14 protein-coding genes are annotated in these 15,292 nt (G+C 66.4%); 8 read left to right on the top strand and 6 right to left on the bottom strand.

The window, feature by feature from the left end; translation table 11 throughout:
• Positions 1-8: 8 nt before the first annotated feature.
• Positions 9-305: a hypothetical protein gene (locus F1D05_RS13205; protein WP_185447980.1), complete on the top strand. Its 297-nt coding sequence runs from the start codon at positions 9-11 to the stop codon at positions 303-305.
• Between the two features lie 694 nt (positions 306-999).
• Here the strand turns inward: F1D05_RS13205 and F1D05_RS13195 are convergent.
• Positions 1,000-1,608 carry a hypothetical protein gene (locus F1D05_RS13195; protein WP_185447979.1) on the bottom strand — a complete coding sequence of 203 codons (609 nt, stop codon included), beginning with the start codon at positions 1,606-1,608 and terminating at the stop codon, positions 1,000-1,002.
• 240 nt (positions 1,609-1,848) lie between these two features.
• Between F1D05_RS13195 and F1D05_RS13190 the strand changes: the two genes are divergently transcribed.
• A complete protein-coding gene (locus F1D05_RS13190; protein WP_206686195.1) occupies positions 1,849-3,342 on the top strand; it encodes a S8 family peptidase in 1,494 nt (497 codons plus the stop codon).
• 224 nt (positions 3,343-3,566) lie between these two features.
• Here the strand turns inward: F1D05_RS13190 and fdhA are convergent, their stop codons facing one another.
• The gene (gene fdhA, locus F1D05_RS13185) at positions 3,567-4,781 is read right to left on the bottom strand and encodes a formaldehyde dehydrogenase, glutathione-independent (protein ID WP_185447977.1); all 1,215 of its coding nucleotides are present in this window, start codon (positions 4,779-4,781) and stop codon (positions 3,567-3,569) included.
• A gap of 547 nt (positions 4,782-5,328) precedes the next feature.
• Complete coding sequence (locus F1D05_RS13180) at positions 5,329-5,892, bottom strand: dihydrofolate reductase family protein (protein WP_185447976.1); 564 nt, start codon at positions 5,890-5,892, stop codon at positions 5,329-5,331.
• Between the two features lie 133 nt (positions 5,893-6,025).
• Between F1D05_RS13180 and F1D05_RS13175 the strand changes: the two genes are divergently transcribed.
• The 5 genes from F1D05_RS13175 (at position 6,026) to F1D05_RS13155 (ending at position 12,378) form a co-directional block, all read left to right on the top strand.
• Positions 6,026-6,367: a VOC family protein gene (locus F1D05_RS13175; protein ID WP_185447975.1), complete on the top strand. Its 342-nt coding sequence runs from the start codon at positions 6,026-6,028 to the stop codon at positions 6,365-6,367.
• Positions 6,368-6,396: 29 nt separating this feature from the next.
• Positions 6,397-8,766, top strand: coding sequence for an ATP-binding cassette domain-containing protein (locus tag F1D05_RS13170; RefSeq protein WP_185447974.1), 2,370 nt, complete (start codon positions 6,397-6,399; stop codon positions 8,764-8,766).
• A 1,065-nt stretch (positions 8,767-9,831) separates the two neighbouring features.
• A complete protein-coding gene (locus F1D05_RS38820; protein WP_206686193.1) occupies positions 9,832-10,173 on the top strand; it encodes a hypothetical protein in 342 nt (113 codons plus the stop codon).
• Between the two features lie 53 nt (positions 10,174-10,226).
• Positions 10,227-11,213, top strand: a complete 987-nt coding sequence (locus F1D05_RS13160; protein WP_185447973.1) for a helix-turn-helix transcriptional regulator — start codon at positions 10,227-10,229, stop codon at positions 11,211-11,213.
• A 124-nt stretch (positions 11,214-11,337) separates the two neighbouring features.
• On the top strand, positions 11,338-12,378 hold the full coding sequence (locus F1D05_RS13155) for a metallophosphoesterase (RefSeq protein WP_185447972.1): 1,041 nt from the start codon (positions 11,338-11,340) through the stop codon (positions 12,376-12,378).
• Positions 12,379-12,380: 2 nt separating this feature from the next.
• On the opposite strand, the gene F1D05_RS13150 is transcribed toward F1D05_RS13155, so the two are convergent.
• Positions 12,381-13,214, bottom strand: coding sequence for an alpha/beta fold hydrolase (locus tag F1D05_RS13150; RefSeq protein WP_246486655.1), 834 nt, complete (start codon positions 13,212-13,214; stop codon positions 12,381-12,383).
• Positions 13,215-13,275: 61 nt separating this feature from the next.
• On the opposite strand from F1D05_RS13150, the gene F1D05_RS13145 reads away from it, so the two are divergent.
• Complete coding sequence (locus tag F1D05_RS13145; RefSeq protein WP_206686192.1) at positions 13,276-14,010, top strand: TetR/AcrR family transcriptional regulator; 735 nt, start codon at positions 13,276-13,278, stop codon at positions 14,008-14,010.
• On the opposite strand, the gene F1D05_RS13140 is transcribed toward F1D05_RS13145, so the two are convergent.
• Positions 13,997-14,347 (bottom strand): hypothetical protein, encoded by a 351-nt coding sequence (locus tag F1D05_RS13140; RefSeq protein ID WP_185447970.1) that lies wholly within the window; start codon positions 14,345-14,347, stop codon positions 13,997-13,999. The two genes, F1D05_RS13145 and F1D05_RS13140, sit on opposite strands and share 14 nt — an antisense overlap.
• A gap of 244 nt (positions 14,348-14,591) precedes the next feature.
• Complete coding sequence (locus tag F1D05_RS13135) at positions 14,592-15,287, bottom strand: pentapeptide repeat-containing protein (protein WP_185447969.1); 696 nt, start codon at positions 15,285-15,287, stop codon at positions 14,592-14,594.
• Positions 15,288-15,292 lie beyond the last annotated feature (5 nt).

Genomic DNA, 15,292 nt, shown 5'->3' with positions numbered 1-15,292 from the left:
GAGAAGACATGACCCAGGCAGGCTGGCGGCTCGTCGCCCCGGACGGTTTCGACAACCTCGATTGGTCCGAGGTGGAGGACCGCGGCCTGCTGATGGGCGGTCACCTCGGCTACGGTGACCGCACCTTCCCGGTGATCGTCTACGACCCGGACCGGATCGCCCAGGACGCCGCGGGCGAGACGGACAACGGCGGCCTGTTCTACGAGGCCAACGTCATCGTCGTCGGCGAACTCAGCCGCGCCACCGCCGAGGCGGCCGTCACCCGCCTCGGCGCGGCCGGCTTCCTCGACTGGCTCCTGGGCTAGCTGACCGCAACCCTCGTCGTCCGCCTGCTCAGCAGGTAGGCGACGAGGGCGGTGGGGAAGAACATGACGATGCCGTAGACGGCGACCGGGACGGACATCTCGCTGTTGTTCAGCAGCGACGGGGCTGAGTGCGATGGTGAGCGCCGGCGTGGCGTTGTGAATGCCGATCTCCATCGCGCAGGCGATGGACTGGCGTTCGCCGAGGCGCGCGGCCCGCGGGACGACGTACCCGAGGGCGAGGCTGATCACGTTGAGCAGCAGCGCGATCAGGCCGACCGTGGCCAGGTAGTCGAGGAAGCTGTCCCCTCCGGCGTATTTCGATCCCGTTTCGTCGCAGGATCAACCCCGCTGTCTCCGGGTGGATGCCGAACTGCCGGCCAAGCTCCCGCAATTTGGCTCCGGCCTGGTAGCCGGCGATCAGCTGTGCCGCCTGCTCGGCGTTGAGTTGCTTGGCTGTCCGGGGTCGTTTCCGCGGTGCTGTGGCTGGTTCGGGTGACGAGTTTTGCTTCGGCAGTTGTTTGACGAGCCGCTCCAGGTCCCTGACCTGCGCGTTTGTGTTGTAATGCGGTCCCCGCAGGTCCACCCAGGTCAGAGGCCCTTTCCGAGTCATCGGGGGGCCTTCTCCATCCGGCGCGGCAGCAAAGCAGCAGCGACCTTTCTCACAGGCCAGCCCGGCCAGGCTCCCGCCGAGCTCTTACCGCGGAGAGTAGAGCCACGGTCGCTTCAGATCGAAGAAGTCCGGTACGCCGATGCTGAGCTTGTTCATCTCTTCCATCTGCGCCTTCAGTTCCAGTGGCGGCTCCTTGCCTTCGCCCTCACGCGCATCCTCCTCGGAGGTGAAGTACATCGCCATGGTGTACGCACCGGCCTCGTGTTGGGCCACGAGGCTGCCGATGAGGTCGGGGCGGAAGGCGGCCCAGGCATCCGAGTCCTGTGACATCAACTCTCGGGCCCGATCAGGATCGGTGCCGCGTCCCTGCATGACCTGGACGAACCCGGCGCTCTCGGGATCGCCGGTGGAGTCGACCAGGACGTCGGTGCTGTCGCGGAAGGTGGCGTCACCCGAGAACAGCCTGGAGGTCTCCGCCCACCAGGCGTCCTGCTCCGGCCGGTCGTTGTTCTGCTGGGCCGCCTCCGCGGATTCGAAGCGGGCGAGCGCGATGAATCTGCCGTCCTCCGTCACTCCCGCTGTACTACCGAGCCAGCCCTCAGCGCCGGGCGCCAATTCCTGCGCCCATTTGTCGAGCGCTGCCCGTGCTTGCTCTGGGTCGGCTACCTGTCCTTGAATCACCTGGACAAACATGGCTGGCTCCTTTCAGGGGATGTGGTTCGGATCCCTTCGGACGCTACTCCTGCCCCTCCCCAGCGTCGATACCCGACGAACGAGGCGGCACTGTGGGGCCTCTTCAATCTTTGATCGGCCCTCCGCTCTTGCGCTGGGCGGAGGGACGAGATCTATGATCCGGCCACCGAGAGCATGGCGCCTGGGGTAAGCCGGCCCGCGGCACACGGAGAGACCAACAGGTCGACCAAGGAGGAAACCGTGAGCCGTACATCGATTTACCGGATCCGCAGGGCATTCGTTGCCGTCGGACTCGTTGCGCTCGCAGGGGGTAGCCTGGCGGCACCTGCTGCGGCGGCAGACACTGGAGTCCAGTCCACCTATCTCGTCCTCTACACGGCGGGCGCCAGGACCACCGGCGCACAGAAGGCTGTCGAGTCCGCCGGGGGCACGTTGGTTGCCGACTATTCGGCGATCGGCGTAGTGGTTGCTCGCTCGTCGCGCAGTGACTTCTCGGCAGCGGTTGGCCGCAGCCGGGGGGTCGACAGTGCTGTCGCCACCGGTCAGTTCGCCACCAAAGTCACGGACACGTCGAGCGAGCAGCCGGTAGCCGCGGCGGCTGCGACGTGGGGCGACTCGCTGTCCGGCCTGCAATGGGACATGCGGCAGATCAACGTCCCGCAGGCGCACGCGATCAATTCAGGAATCAGGTCGGTCGTTGTCGGTGACATCGACACCGGGCTCGACTTCACCCACCCGGATCTGGCGCCCAACTACGACGCGTCGCGCAGTACCGACTGCTCCAGCGGAACTCCGCAACCCCTTGCCGTGGGCAACGACAAGAACGGGCACGGTACGCACACCGCCGGCACCATCGCGGCCGCGGCCAATGGTACCGGCATCGTCGGGGTGGCGCCGAACGTCTCCATCGCGGGGATCAAGTCGAGCAACGACGACGGCTTCTTCTTCCCCGAGATGGTCATCTGCTCTTTCGTGTGGGCCGCCACCCACGGGATCGACGTCACGAACAACAGCTACTTTGCCGACCCGTGGCTGTTCAACTGCCGCAACGACGCCGGGCAGCGGGCGATCTGGAACGCCGAGCGGCGGGCCATCGGCTACGCCCAGCACAACGGCGTACTCGTCGTCGCGGCCGAGGGTAACGAGAGCACAGACCTCACCCATCCGACTACCGACGTGGTCAGCCCGGACTTCCCACCGAACTCCTCGGTCGAGCGCGATGTCACCAACGCGTGCGCCGTGGTGCCGGTAGAGGTACCAGGGGTGGTCGGTGTGACGGCGACCGGCAACAAGCGGCTCAAGTCGTTCTACTCCTCGTACGGAACGTCGTCCGCCGACGTCGCCGCGCCAGGTGGCGACTCGATCCTGCAGTTGACCGCCGACGCACCGAACGGGCGGGTCCTCTCGACGTTCTCAAGCGTCGGGACCATCTGCCTGCCGCGCCGGTTGGTGGTCGAGAACGGCGCGAAGTACTGCTACCTGCAAGGCACTTCGATGGCGTCTCCGCATGCCAGCGGCGTCGCGGCGCTGTTGCTCAGTGCACACCGCGCGATGACCTCAGGTCAGCTCTCGGCCGCCCTGCAAGGCGCGACCAACGCGCTGAGTTGCCCTGACACGTCCATCTACGCGGCGTTCCCGCAGAACAGTGGTGCGCCGCAGACTTGCCAGGGTGGCAGCGGCCACAACAGCTTCTACGGATCGGGTGAGGTGGACGCCCTGAAGGCTGTGCAGTAGCCACCCGTCGACGGTGCGCGCCGCCGACCCGGCGCGCACCGTCCGGTGTAATCAGTCCGGGTTAGGAAAGCATGTGCGGAGCGTGATCGGGCTCATGCTCCCAGCGCAGCCGGCTCGAGCCGATGCCCAAGGCGTGTACGCCGTCGTGGTCCAGCGGGCACTCCGCGAGCAAGAACGACGGGAGCCGGGCCGGTGACCCTGCTCCCGTCAGGTGCCCGGTGTGATCAGCTGATCATTCCGTGCGGATCGAGCACGTACTTGCGAGCCGCGCCCTTGTCGAACTCGGCGTATCCCTGCGGTGCCTGGTCCAGCGGGATGACCGTGGCATTCACGTTCTTCGCGATCTGCGTGCGGTCGTGCAGGATCGCTTTCATCAGGTGGCGGTTGTAGCGCATGACCGGGCATTGCCCAGTCGTGAACGACAGCGACTTCGCCCAGCCGAGGCCCAGCCGGATCGACAGCGAACCGGTCTTCGCGGCATCGTCACCTGCGCCGGGATCCCCGGTGACATAGAGCCCGGGGATGCCGACCGCGCCACCGGCTCGGGTGACCTCCATGACTGTGTTGAGCACGGTCGCTGGACGTTCGGTCCGGGCGTCGGTGCCGTGACCGTGTGCCTCGAACCCGACAGCGTCGACGGCGCAGTCGACCTCAGGTTCACCGAGGATCTGTTCGATCTGATCCCGCGGCTCGCCGGCTGAGACATCTATCGTCTCGCAGCCGAAACTGCGGGCCTGCTCAAGCCTTTCCTGCTGCAGATCGGCGACGATCACGACCGCCGCACCCAGCAGGAACGCCGAGGTGGCCGCGGCCAGGCCGACCGGTCCGGCCCCTGCGATGTAGACGGTCGAACCGGGCCCGACCCCAGCGGTGACGCAGCCGTGGTACCCGGTGGGGAAGATGTCCGACAGCATCGTCAGGTCGCGGATCTTCGCGAGCGCCTGGTCCTTGTCGGGGAACTTCAGCAGGTTCCAGTCGGCGTACGGCACCAACGCGTACTCCGCCTGGCCGCCGACCCAGCCGCCCATATCGACATATCCGTAGGCCGACCCCGGCCGGTCCGGATTCACGTTCAGGCAGACGCCGGTCTTGCCCTCCTTGCAGTTGATGCATCGCCCGCAGGCGATGTTGAACGGGACCGACACCAGATCGCCGACCTTGATGAACTCGACGTCCGGGCCGGTCTCCACCACCTCACCGGTGATCTCGTGGCCGAGAGGCAGTCCTGATGGGGCCGTCGTACGGCCGCGGACCATGTGCTGGTCGCTGCCGCAGATGTTGCTGGCGACGACCCTGAGGATCGCGCCGTGGTTGACCTTGCGTCCTACGTTGGCGGGGTTGACCCCTGGGCCGTCCTTGAGTTCCAGGCTCGGGTAGTCGATCGTCTCGACCGCCACGTTGCCCGGGCCCTTGTAAATAACTGCCCTGTTGCCTGGCACGAGTAGTGCTCCTCTCCGGGAAGCTCCGCAGTTGAACGTCGTGGAGCCATGCGATACGGCCTGCTGTGAGGTGTGATGGCAAACGGACCAGTGACATCACCGCCTCACGAACCCGACGGCACTACGTCCTGGTTCGGCCATGCTTCGCCGCCGATCGATCCATGGGCCGCGACCGCCCTGTGGCAGAAGCGATGCGGTCGTCCCCGGCCCCGTCCCCGGTGAATCCCGTCCGGTCAACCCATGCGCACTCGCGCAAAGCCAATGCCGGTAAGGGGATTACTCCCGACGCTAGTCCCGTCCGCCGAACCCGTCAACGGCTCCGAACCTCGGGAGTTGACGAACCCGTTGACAGGTCTCCGGTAGGGGCGTTCCCCCGTTATCGGGGTTGGGATCAGGGCTCCTTCCAGAGTGCCTGATCAGGCTGTACAGCAAGATGGGAACTCCTGATGCCGGCCTGTGGAGACCGAGCCCGTCGTTCGCAGCAGTGTCCGCTGTCGACCAGCAGTCGACGACAGTCACTGAGGCGTCTGTCACCGAGTGAGCCCGGTCAGGGGGTGCGGTAGGTGAGGAGGAGGCTGCCGGTGGGCGTCGAGGTGGCGGATCGCAGGGCCAGGCGGCGGATGTCGGTGGGATTCTCGAAGAGGTGGCGGCCCGGGAAGCCGACGGCTGGGGCGACTACCAGTTGTAGCTCGTCGACGAGGTTCGCGTTGAGGAGGGACTGGGCGAGTCGGATGCTGCCGTGGATGCCGATGTCGCCGCCTGGTTGGGCCTTGAGGTCCTGGACGAGGTCTTCGACCGGGCCCTCGACTGCCTCGGAGTTGTGCCAAGTGGTCGACAGGGGCGTGGAGGTGACGACGTACTTCTTGACGGTGTTGATGAAGTCGGCAAACGGTTGCTGCGTGACGGTCGGCCAGTACTGCGACCACTCGTCGTACATGTTGCGGCCCAGCAGCACCGCATCCTGGGTGCCGATCACCTTCGCCTCGTGGTCGTCCATCACGGCGTCGAACTCAGGCGGCTGGCCGGCTCTCTCGGTCGGCGTGAAGTACCGATGAGGGTGGTCGACAGCACCGTCGAGGCACATCAAGGTGTAGAGCACGAGCTTGCGCACGAAGCCTCCCGCAGGCTGATAGCGATGGAGGCCAGGGTAGGCCGAGAAGTGATCAGGAATCGAGAAGCGGCGGCGATGCGAGCGCGGATAGCTTGAGTCGTGTCGAAGGCAATCAAGCGAAACTGGAGTGATCGTGAGTACTGAGGGAATCAAGACCGTGTTGCACCCGGTGACGGATCTGGAGAAGGCGAAGGCGATCTACACCGCGTTGCTCGGGATCGAGCCGCAGACGGATTCGAAGTACTACGTGGGGTTTGATGTGGAGGGGCAGCACATCGGCCTGGTGCCGGGTGAGGACATGACCTCGCCGGTGTCGTACTGGCATGTGGCGGACATCGAGGCGAAGTTGGCCGAGGTGACCGCTGCCGGGGCCACCGTGAAGGACGCGCCGCGCGATGTCGCGGAGGGCCGCCTGGTGGCCACCTTCACCGATGCCGACGGAAATGTTCTCGGGCTGGTGCAGGACCCGCACTAGGCTTGCCGTTCCGCACGACAGATGGAGAGATGATGAGCAAGTCGCCCGAGCACGTTGCCGACAGCCACGATCTGATCCGCGTGCACGGGGCGCGCGTGAACAATCTCAAGGATGTCAGTATCGAGATCCCCAAGCGCCGGCTGACGGTGTTCACCGGGGTCTCCGGCTCGGGCAAGAGTTCGCTGGTGTTCAGTACGATCGCCGCCGAGTCGCAGCGGATGATCAACGAGACCTACAGCGCGTTCGTCCAGGGGTTCATGCCGACCCTGGCCCGGCCCGATGTCGACATCCTCGAAGGTCTGACCACCGCGATCATCGTCGACCAGGAGCGGATGGGTGCCGACCCGCGGTCCACGGTCGGCACCGCGACGGACGCCAACGCGATGCTGCGGATCCTGTTCAGCCGGCTCGGCAAGCCGCACATCGGTTCGCCGCAGGCGTTCTCCTTCAACGTCGCCTCGATCTCGGGCGCCGGCGCGGTCACCATCGAGAGCGGCGGCCGGACCACGAAGGAGCGGCGGAGCTTCAGTGTCCTCGGCGGGATGTGTTCGCGCTGCGAGGGCCGCGGCGCGGTGAACGACATCGACCTCACCCAGCTGTACGACGAGACGAAGTCGCTCAACGAGGGCGCGCTGACGATCCCGGGCTACAGCATGGAGGGCTGGTACGGCCGGATCTTCGGCGGCTGCGGTTTCTTCGACCCGGACAAGCCGATCAAGAAGTTCACCAAGCGGCAGCTCGACGACCTGCTCTACAAGGAGCCGACCAAGATCAAGGTCGACGGCATCAACCTCACGTACGAGGGGCTGGTCCCGAAGATCCAGAAGTCGATGCTGTCCAAGGACGTCGACTCGCTGCAGCCGCACATCCGAGCCTTCGTCGAGCGCGCGGTCACCTTCACCATCTGTCCCGAGTGCAACGGCACCCGGCTCAGCAAGGAGGCGCGGTCCTCGAAGATCGCGGGGGTCAACATCGCCGACGTCTGCGCGATGCAGATCAGCGATCTCGCCGACTGGGTCCGCGGCCTGAAGGAGGCGTCGGTTGCCCCGCTGCTCGAGGCGCTCGGCGAGACCCTCGACTCGTTCGTGGACATCGGCCTGGGGTATCTCAGCCTCGATCGGCCGGCCGGCACGCTGTCCGGCGGTGAGGCCCAGCGCACCAAGATGATCCGCCACCTCGGATCGTCGCTCACCGACGTCACGTATGTCTTCGACGAGCCCACGATCGGGCTGCACCCGCACGACATCCAGCGGATGAACGAGCTGCTGCTCCGGCTGCGCGACAAGGGCAACACCGTGCTGGTCGTGGAGCACAAGCCGGAGACGATCGCGATCGGGGACCACGTCGTCGACCTCGGGCCGCAGGCCGGCAGCAAGGGCGGTGAGGTGGTCTTCGAGGGCACCTTCGAGGGGCTGCGGAAGAGCGACACCATCACCGGCCGCCACCTCGACGACCGGGCGACTCTGAAGGAGAAGGTCCGTACGCCGTCAGGCCTGCTCGAAGTTCGCGGAGCGGACACCCACAACCTGCAGGACGTCGACGTCGACATCCCATTGGGGATCCTGGTCGTCGTCACGGGTGTGGCCGGCTCGGGCAAGAGTTCGCTGATCCGCGGATCGGTCTCCGGCCGGGACGGCGTGGTGTCGGTCGACCAGGGCGCGATCCGTGGCTCGCGGCGGAGCAACCCGGCGACGTACACCGGTCTGCTCGACCCGATCCGGAAGGCCTTCGCGAAGGAGAACGGCGTGAAGCCGGCGCTGTTCAGCGCGAACTCCGAAGGGGCCTGCCCGAACTGCAACGGTGCCGGAGTCATCTACACCGACCTCGGAATGATCGCCGGGGTCGCGGCTACCTGCGAGGTCTGTGAGGGGAAGCGGTTCCAGGCGGCGGTGCTGGAGTACACCTTCGGTGGCAAGAACATCAGCGAGGTGCTGACGATGCCGGTCGCCGAGGCCGAGGGATTCTTCGGCGACGGAGACGCGAAGCTGCCGGCCGCGCACAAGATCCTCGAGCGGCTCGCCGATGTCGGCCTCGGGTACCTCACCCTCGGCCAGCCGCTGACGACGCTGTCCGGCGGTGAGCGGCAGCGGATCAAGCTGGCCACGCACCTGGGCGAGAAAGGCGGCGTGTACATCCTCGACGAGCCGACGACCGGCCTGCACCTCGCCGATGTCGAGAACCTGCTCGGCCTGCTCGACCGGCTGGTCGACTCCGGCAAGTCGGTGATCGTCATCGAGCACCACCAGGCGGTGATGGCGCATGCCGACTGGATCATCGACCTCGGCCCCGGTGCCGGCCACGACGGCGGCCGGATCGTCTTCGAAGGCAGTCCTGCCGACCTCGTCGCCGACCGCTCCACCCTCACCGGCGAGCACCTCGCGACGTACCTCGGAAACTGAATCCAACCGATGTCGGGAGGTCATTTCCCGCCACTATTCCTGGAGATTCAGAAATAGATTGGCGGGGATGGCGGGGCGTGGGCTTGGACCTCATCCCTGGAGTGAGGTGCGTGAGCGTTCAAGGTCATGCGGTGGGCGATAGGCAACCGGCGACGGGGAGTGCGACTCTTGGGTGGACGCCGGGGGGTATGTCGGGGGGGAAAGCAGATCACGTGGGGGCGCGGGATCGGCTGACAGGGGCTCGACTGACAGGCGTCCGGAGAGTGGCCGCGGGTGATGTAGTCCGGTGGAGGTCCTGGGAGGGCGCCTCGGCCGGCAGAGAGAGGAATCCAGTAGAACGGGCTCAATCTGGTGGTGAGCTCGATAGGTGGACAAGTCCCGCATCACCCGCGGCCGCCGCTCCCGATCCGGGAGCGGCGTTTTTCTGCGTGTACGACGGCCCTGTTCGGTGAGAGAGTCGTGCCGTGACCGGCCGATCCGAGCAGTCTCCCGTGGAGATCGCCTGTGACGAGTCCGGGTACGAAGGGGAGAAGCTGATCGGTGGGGTGACGGACGTGTTCGCGCACGCCGCCGTCCTGCTCGACGAGGAGAACGCGGCACGCTGCATCAAGGAGCTCCGCGAGCGGATCCGCTCACCTGCCACGGAGTACAAGGCCAACCATGTACTCCGGTCCAAGCATCGCCCGGTGCTCATCTGGTTGCTCGGCCCGTCGGGACCGCTGTTGGGACAGGCCCAGGTGCACCTCGTGGACAAGGCCTACTTCCTCGTCTCCAGGCTGGTCGGCTTCCTCACGAGCGCCGACGGCAGCCTGGCAGACAGCCTGTACGCCGCGGGCCGCAGTACCGGGGGACCGGAATGGGATGCCTTCCTCGCCACGGCGAACAACCTCCTCCGCGCCAAGGATCTCCCGGAGGCGACCACACCCGGTCGAGTCGTTCTACCAAGCCCTCGATGCGCTCCCTCTCGCCGATCTCGAGCCGCTGAAAGCCTCCCGGCCGTACGCCGATCCGCTGCGTGCGAGCCTGTTCGAGGATCCCCGGGCGATCCCGCCACTGGATCCCCTGATGCCTGCCATCGTGCGCGCGATCGAATACTGGGGCGGACCAGACCGGACCGTCGCGATCGCCCACGACCGCCAGACCACGCTCTCGCCCGACCGGATCGGCCAGCTGAGGCAGCTGACTGGCAACCTGGCCGAGCTGGAACTGGTCGAGTCCTTCTCGCATCCCCGCGTCCAGGTCGCGGACTTCCTCGCCGGCGTCGCCCGCAAGATCGCCTCGGACCAGCTGAACGGCACCGACGACGCCGAACTCACCACCCTGCTCCGCCCGTACGTCGACCCGCTGTCCATCTGGTCCGACGATCCCAGCTGGCACCGTCTCAGGCCCCGAGGTCTTGGCAACTGAGCGTGACCTCGGCATAGTTCAGAATGGATCTGAACACGAGGGGGTCCGCGGCCGTGGAAGCAGACAAGCCAGCTCCGCTGCGGGTGGATGCCGAAACCGCCATCATTCTGCGCGAGGCGTATCACAAGATCGAGGCGCTTTACCGAGGCGACCACTACAACCTCTACAACTATGTTCGCGCGGTGGTTGGCAAGATCGCCGCCGTCGATACCTTCTATGTCGGCTTCCTGCAGGGGACCAGCCGGGTGCGGTATCCGTACGGCTTCGACTCCGGCAAGTACGAGGAGCCGGACACCCACAACTTCGGGCCGAGCGGCCAGACCGCGTGGCTGCTCAAACACCGGCAGACCTACCGCTATGCCTACGACGACGGTGCCGTACTCCGGGCCGGTCATCGATTCGGTGACTCGAAGCGCGAGTCAGCAGATGTGGTAACGGTGCCACTCTTCCGGCCGGTGCCGTCGGGGGACGGCCAGTTGTTCGGCATGATCTCGATGCACACCTACGAGCCGAACACGTACGACGACAACGTGGTCCGCGCGTTCGAATGGATCTGTGGAGTGGTGGCCCGGGTGCTGACCCGTGAGGTGGAGGACCGGGACGCACTTCGCCGGTTGCCCGCGGGTGACGGTGTGCCGAACCTGCTCACCTCGGACCACGTGATGGAGTACCTGGCGCACCGGATCGGGACGCTGCGGGAGATCGCCGGCGAGGCGATGGTGGAGCCGGCCGCCGCGAGCCCCGTCGTACAGGAGTATCTGACCCGGCTGGTCCAGGCCGCGGAGCAGATCCAGTCCGAACTGATCGAGATGATGCTGGACACCGATCTCGGGCCTGAGCAGCGGTATGCGAGTCTGACCAAGGCCCAGCAAGGTGTCGCGGTGCTCCTGGTCGACGGCCTGGACAACGATCAGCTCGCCGCCGAGCTCGGGATCAGCCTGAACACCGTGAAGACGCATCTGAGCGCGATCCTGAAGAAGTACCAGATGGCGACGCGTGCCCAGGTGGCCGACGACATCCGCAAGTATCTGGCCCGTTAGACCGCGATGGGTTCGGCCCGGGCGCTCAGCCGGTTCTCAGCCGGTGATGTTCATTCGGGGGTGGTGCCTCGTTCACGGAGAAGCCGAAAGGTGAGTGGGTATCCCTTCTGAACCTGGAGTAGCCGTGAGAATTCCCCGTGCCTGTGTCATCTCCGCCTGCGTCGCTCTGGTCACTCTGACCGTCGGCGTTCCGTCCGCCACCGCCGGCAGTGCCGGTGCCGGCCACGGATCCGGTCATGACGACGACTCCTACACCTTCGCCGTCATCGGCGACATCCCGTACGGGCCGGCGCAGATCGCCGCTTTCCCGAAGGTCGTCCAGCAGATCAATGCCGATCCCAAGGTCCGCCTGGTAAGCCACCTCGGCGACATCAAGAGCGGCTCCTCGCTGTGCACGGATGAGTACTTCGCTGAGGTGAAGACGCAGTTCGACAAGTTCTCCGACCCGCTCGTCTACACGATCGGCGACAACGAGTGGACCGACTGCCACCGGGCGAACAACGGCTCATACAACCCGCTGGAGCGGCTGGCCAAGGTTCGCTCCATCTTCTTCCCGCAGCCGGGCCGCACGCTCGGTGAGCACCCGGCCAAGGTGACCAGCCAGGCCGCTCAGGGCATTCCCGAGGACGTCGAGTTCAGCCGGGCGCACGTGGCGTTCGCCGCGCTGCACGTCGTTGGCAGCAACAACAGTCTGGCGCCGTGGACCGGGAAGACCGGGCCGACGGCTGAGCAGACCGCCGAGGTGCTCGGCCGGACTGCCGCGGTCATCCAAAGCATTCGCGAGACGTTCGCGCGGGCCGGGCAGCACCACGACAAGGCGGTGGTCCTGCTGACTCAGGCCGACATGTTCGACCCGACGGTGGCCGACCCGACCTTCGCGGACTACTTCGCGTTCCAGCCCATCGTGCAGGCGATCGCCCAGGAGTCGGCCGCCTTTCGCGGTCCGGTCTACCTCTTCAACGGCGACAGCCACGTCTACAACAGTGACCAGCCGCTGGCCGCCGGCTCGAAGTGGTCGTCCTTGTACGGCGTGAGTAAGCCGGTCACCAACCTCTCGCGTATCACCGTCGACGGCTCCTCCGGCGTCAACAACTACCTTCGCGTCACCATCAACCCCGGCACCCCCGCCGTTCTCAGCTGGACGCGGGTCCCCTTCACGTCCTGACCTCAGGCAAGGAGCTGCTCGCGGAGCCACGGTTCCGCGATCGGCAGGATCTTGTCGGCGTGCATCGCCTGCAGGTGGTCCAGGCCGGGGAGCAGGTGGACGGCCCAGCCAAGCTCCTCGAGCCGGGACTGGTTCTTCTCGACCGCCGCGCCGATGCTGACGTAGGCGTTCCCCCAGCGTTCGCCGTACTGGATGTTGTCGGCGCTGCCCGCGATGCAGAGCCGTGGGCAACTGACATGGACAGCGTGGTCGTCGAAGGACTGCAGCGCCCGGTACAGAGTGACGAACTGCTGCGCCTGTTCCTTGCTCATGGCAACTTCTGTGGAATCCCAGTCGCCCGGTTCTACGGGAGTGGTCGAGACCGGGGCGCCGGCCAGCTCGTACGTCGCTTCCGTCACCTGGAGCATCGCGGCGTACGGGCCGTCCAATGGTGGGAATCCGCCCATCACCAAGGCGGTCAGTCGATCCGTCCGGATGGCCAACTGGAGTCCGGCGAGACCGAGCCAGCTGTACCCGTAGTACGCGAAGGTCGGTACTTCGGCGGCGTCAGCGACCGCGAGGAAGTCGGCGGCGAGGTTGCCCGGGGTAAGCGTTTCCGGCTTCGGACTGGTCTGGAGCTGTGCCTCGTAGTCGAAGGCGACGACTCGGAAGTGCTCGCTGAATCCCTTGATCAATGAGTGGCCCAAGGCCGGATCGCCGCCCCACGCGCGGAGTTGGTCGGCTTCTGGCCCTTCGACCGGCGGGGCCGGGTTGACCGGCAACAGCAGCGCCGGTGCGTCGACGGGACCGTACACCTCGAACTCGATAGTGCTGCTGTCGTGCAGAATTGCCGTCACCAACTACTCCTTACGTTGTATAGTGTCTTCGAGAGTAACACTTTACGGCGTAAGGAGAAAAGTGGACGACGCTCTGCGCGCGCTCGGGTTGCTCTGGGGGCAGGAGCCGGCGTCGAGGCGCGGGCCGAGCCAGAAGACCAGCGTGGAAGAGATCGTCGGCGCGGCGATCGAACTCGCCGACCGCGACGGGTTGAGCGGCGTCACGATGCGAGCGGTCGGTCAGCAGTTGGGGCGGACGGCGATGTCGCTCTATACCTACGTGCCGGGCCGGGACGTACTGGTCGCCCTGATGTACGACCGGGCGCACGGGGAGGCGACCAGCAGTCGGGGACGGCTGGGCTGGCGAAAGGCCGTGATGGCGTGGTCGACAGACCTGCGCGACCTGTACTTCCGGCATCCGTGGGTGCTGGAGATATCCCAGGCCCGCCCAGTCTTCGGGCCACACGAGCAGGAGGTGCTGGAGCGCCTCTTGGCGATCCTGGCCGGCGAGGGCACGACGGCAAGTGACCGCCGTGCCGTCACGAGCGCACTCTTCAGCATCGTCCGCGAGTCCGCCAAGCGAAAAGCCGAAGCGGCAGCGGAGTCGGAGCACGGCGCCGAATGGTGGGCTGGCCGAGCAGAGGCTCTCCAGGCTGTGGCCCCGGACTTCGCCACCCGCTTCCCCGAAAGCGTGGCCCTGTCCCACGACCAGAGCGAACTCGGCCCCAAACCCTGGATCAAGGCAGCCGAGGATGCGTTCAGGGATGCCGTCACCCTGCTGCTCGACGGGCTGGAACCACGCCTTACCGCTTCCTGACGCCTTGCCAGAGCACCGTCAGAAGATCCTCAAAGGTGTTCTGCCGGGGCGGCGACTGGGGCTGGGACGAGCTGCTGCTCCGGATGTCGCCGGAGAAGATGTGCGCGGTGATCGGCACGCACCGGGGCATGAGCCTCACCACGATCCGGAACTGGATCGGGTCCAGCACCCGGGCGGAGTTCTTCCAGGCCTGCGACGAAGACGGCATCCTGGTCTGGAACGACTTCTGGGAGGCGGGCGAGTTCTCCGACGACCGGCCCGGGTACGGCGAGATCGCGCGCGACCCGATCGTCCGGTACGGCAGCCACCCGAGCATCGTGATCGGGCCCCCGACCACTTCACCCCTGAAGCTCCTGGTCGCATACAACCATCCACGCCGCACTTCGGACACCAACCCGGCACTTCGGACAAGTAATGACGTGACCGGACCCCCTGGTTGGTGTCCGAGGGCCCGACTTCCGACCGGATGGGTGGCCGCCTTGTGCTCCAGATTCGTGGGTTCGTCGCGTCGGCGTACCGGGTCCATGCACAAAGGCAGTTGGGTCGAGGGGGTCTGCGGACGGATGGGGGCGGGGGGGAAGTCAGTCTTCGGGGTGGTCGGTGGGGTCGGTGAGGGTGATGTCCAGGGCGGAGGCCATCGCGATGGTGACGGCGAGGGTGTCGATGGGGGAGGTGTTGGCGATCTTCGCGCCGGCCAGGCTGGCGATGCCCTTGGTGCCTTCCCAGCGGCAGTCGACGAAGACGGCGCCGGTCGCGCGGACCTGGGAGAACTCGACGCCGGCCAGGTCGCAGCGGCGGAAGATCGTGCCGGTCAGGTCGGCGGAGACGAAGTCGGCGTTCTGCAGCCGGCAGTCGGTGAACTCGACCTTGACGAATTTCGCGAACCGGAACGAGCTGAAGTCGAGCACCGAGTCCCGCAGGGTCGTGTGCTGCAGGCTCAGACCAGGGCCGGCGAATCCGGTCAGCCGCGACGAGGTGACCGCGAGCCGCGTCCCCGAGGCGTCGGACCAGCGGGCGTTGGCGAGGTCGCAGTGGTCGAGTACGACGTCGACGAGGATCGCCTTCTCGAGGTCCGACCCACCGAACTTGCACCGGGTCAGCCGGCCGCCGCTGATCTCCACGTGCTCGGCGACGACATCGCTCAGGTCCTGGTCGTCGAGCGTCACATCGGTCAGCCGGTCCTCGTCCTCCAATCCGTCCGGCCCGACCTCGTACGCGTCGAGCTGGGCCCGAAGTCGAGGCGTGGCGATCCGGACAGCGGGTTTGCGAGCGGCCATCCAGC

This window comes from Kribbella qitaiheensis, assembly GCF_014217565.1.
Taxonomy (GTDB): domain Bacteria; phylum Actinomycetota; class Actinomycetes; order Propionibacteriales; family Kribbellaceae; genus Kribbella; species Kribbella qitaiheensis_A.
Note: the sequence above shows the minus strand (reverse complement) of the source record. Positions and strands in the feature narration are given on the sequence as shown.

Bases quoted from the DNA above. Each gene is read 5' to 3' on its own strand.
- F1D05_RS13205 (WP_185447980.1), top strand. From the start codon at position 9: ATGACCCAGGCAGGCTGGCGGCTCGTCGCCCCGGACGGTTTCGACAAC.
- F1D05_RS13195 (WP_185447979.1), bottom strand. From the start codon at position 1,608: ATGTTTGTCCAGGTGATTCAAGGACAGGTAGCCGACCCAGAGCAAGCA.
- F1D05_RS13170 (WP_185447974.1), top strand. From the start codon at position 6,397: ATGATGAGCAAGTCGCCCGAGCACGTTGCCGACAGCCACGATCTGATC.
- F1D05_RS38820 (WP_206686193.1), top strand. From the start codon at position 9,832: ATGCCTGCCATCGTGCGCGCGATCGAATACTGGGGCGGACCAGACCGG.
- F1D05_RS13135 (WP_185447969.1), bottom strand. From the start codon at position 15,287: ATGGCCGCTCGCAAACCCGCTGTCCGGATCGCCACGCCTCGACTTCGG.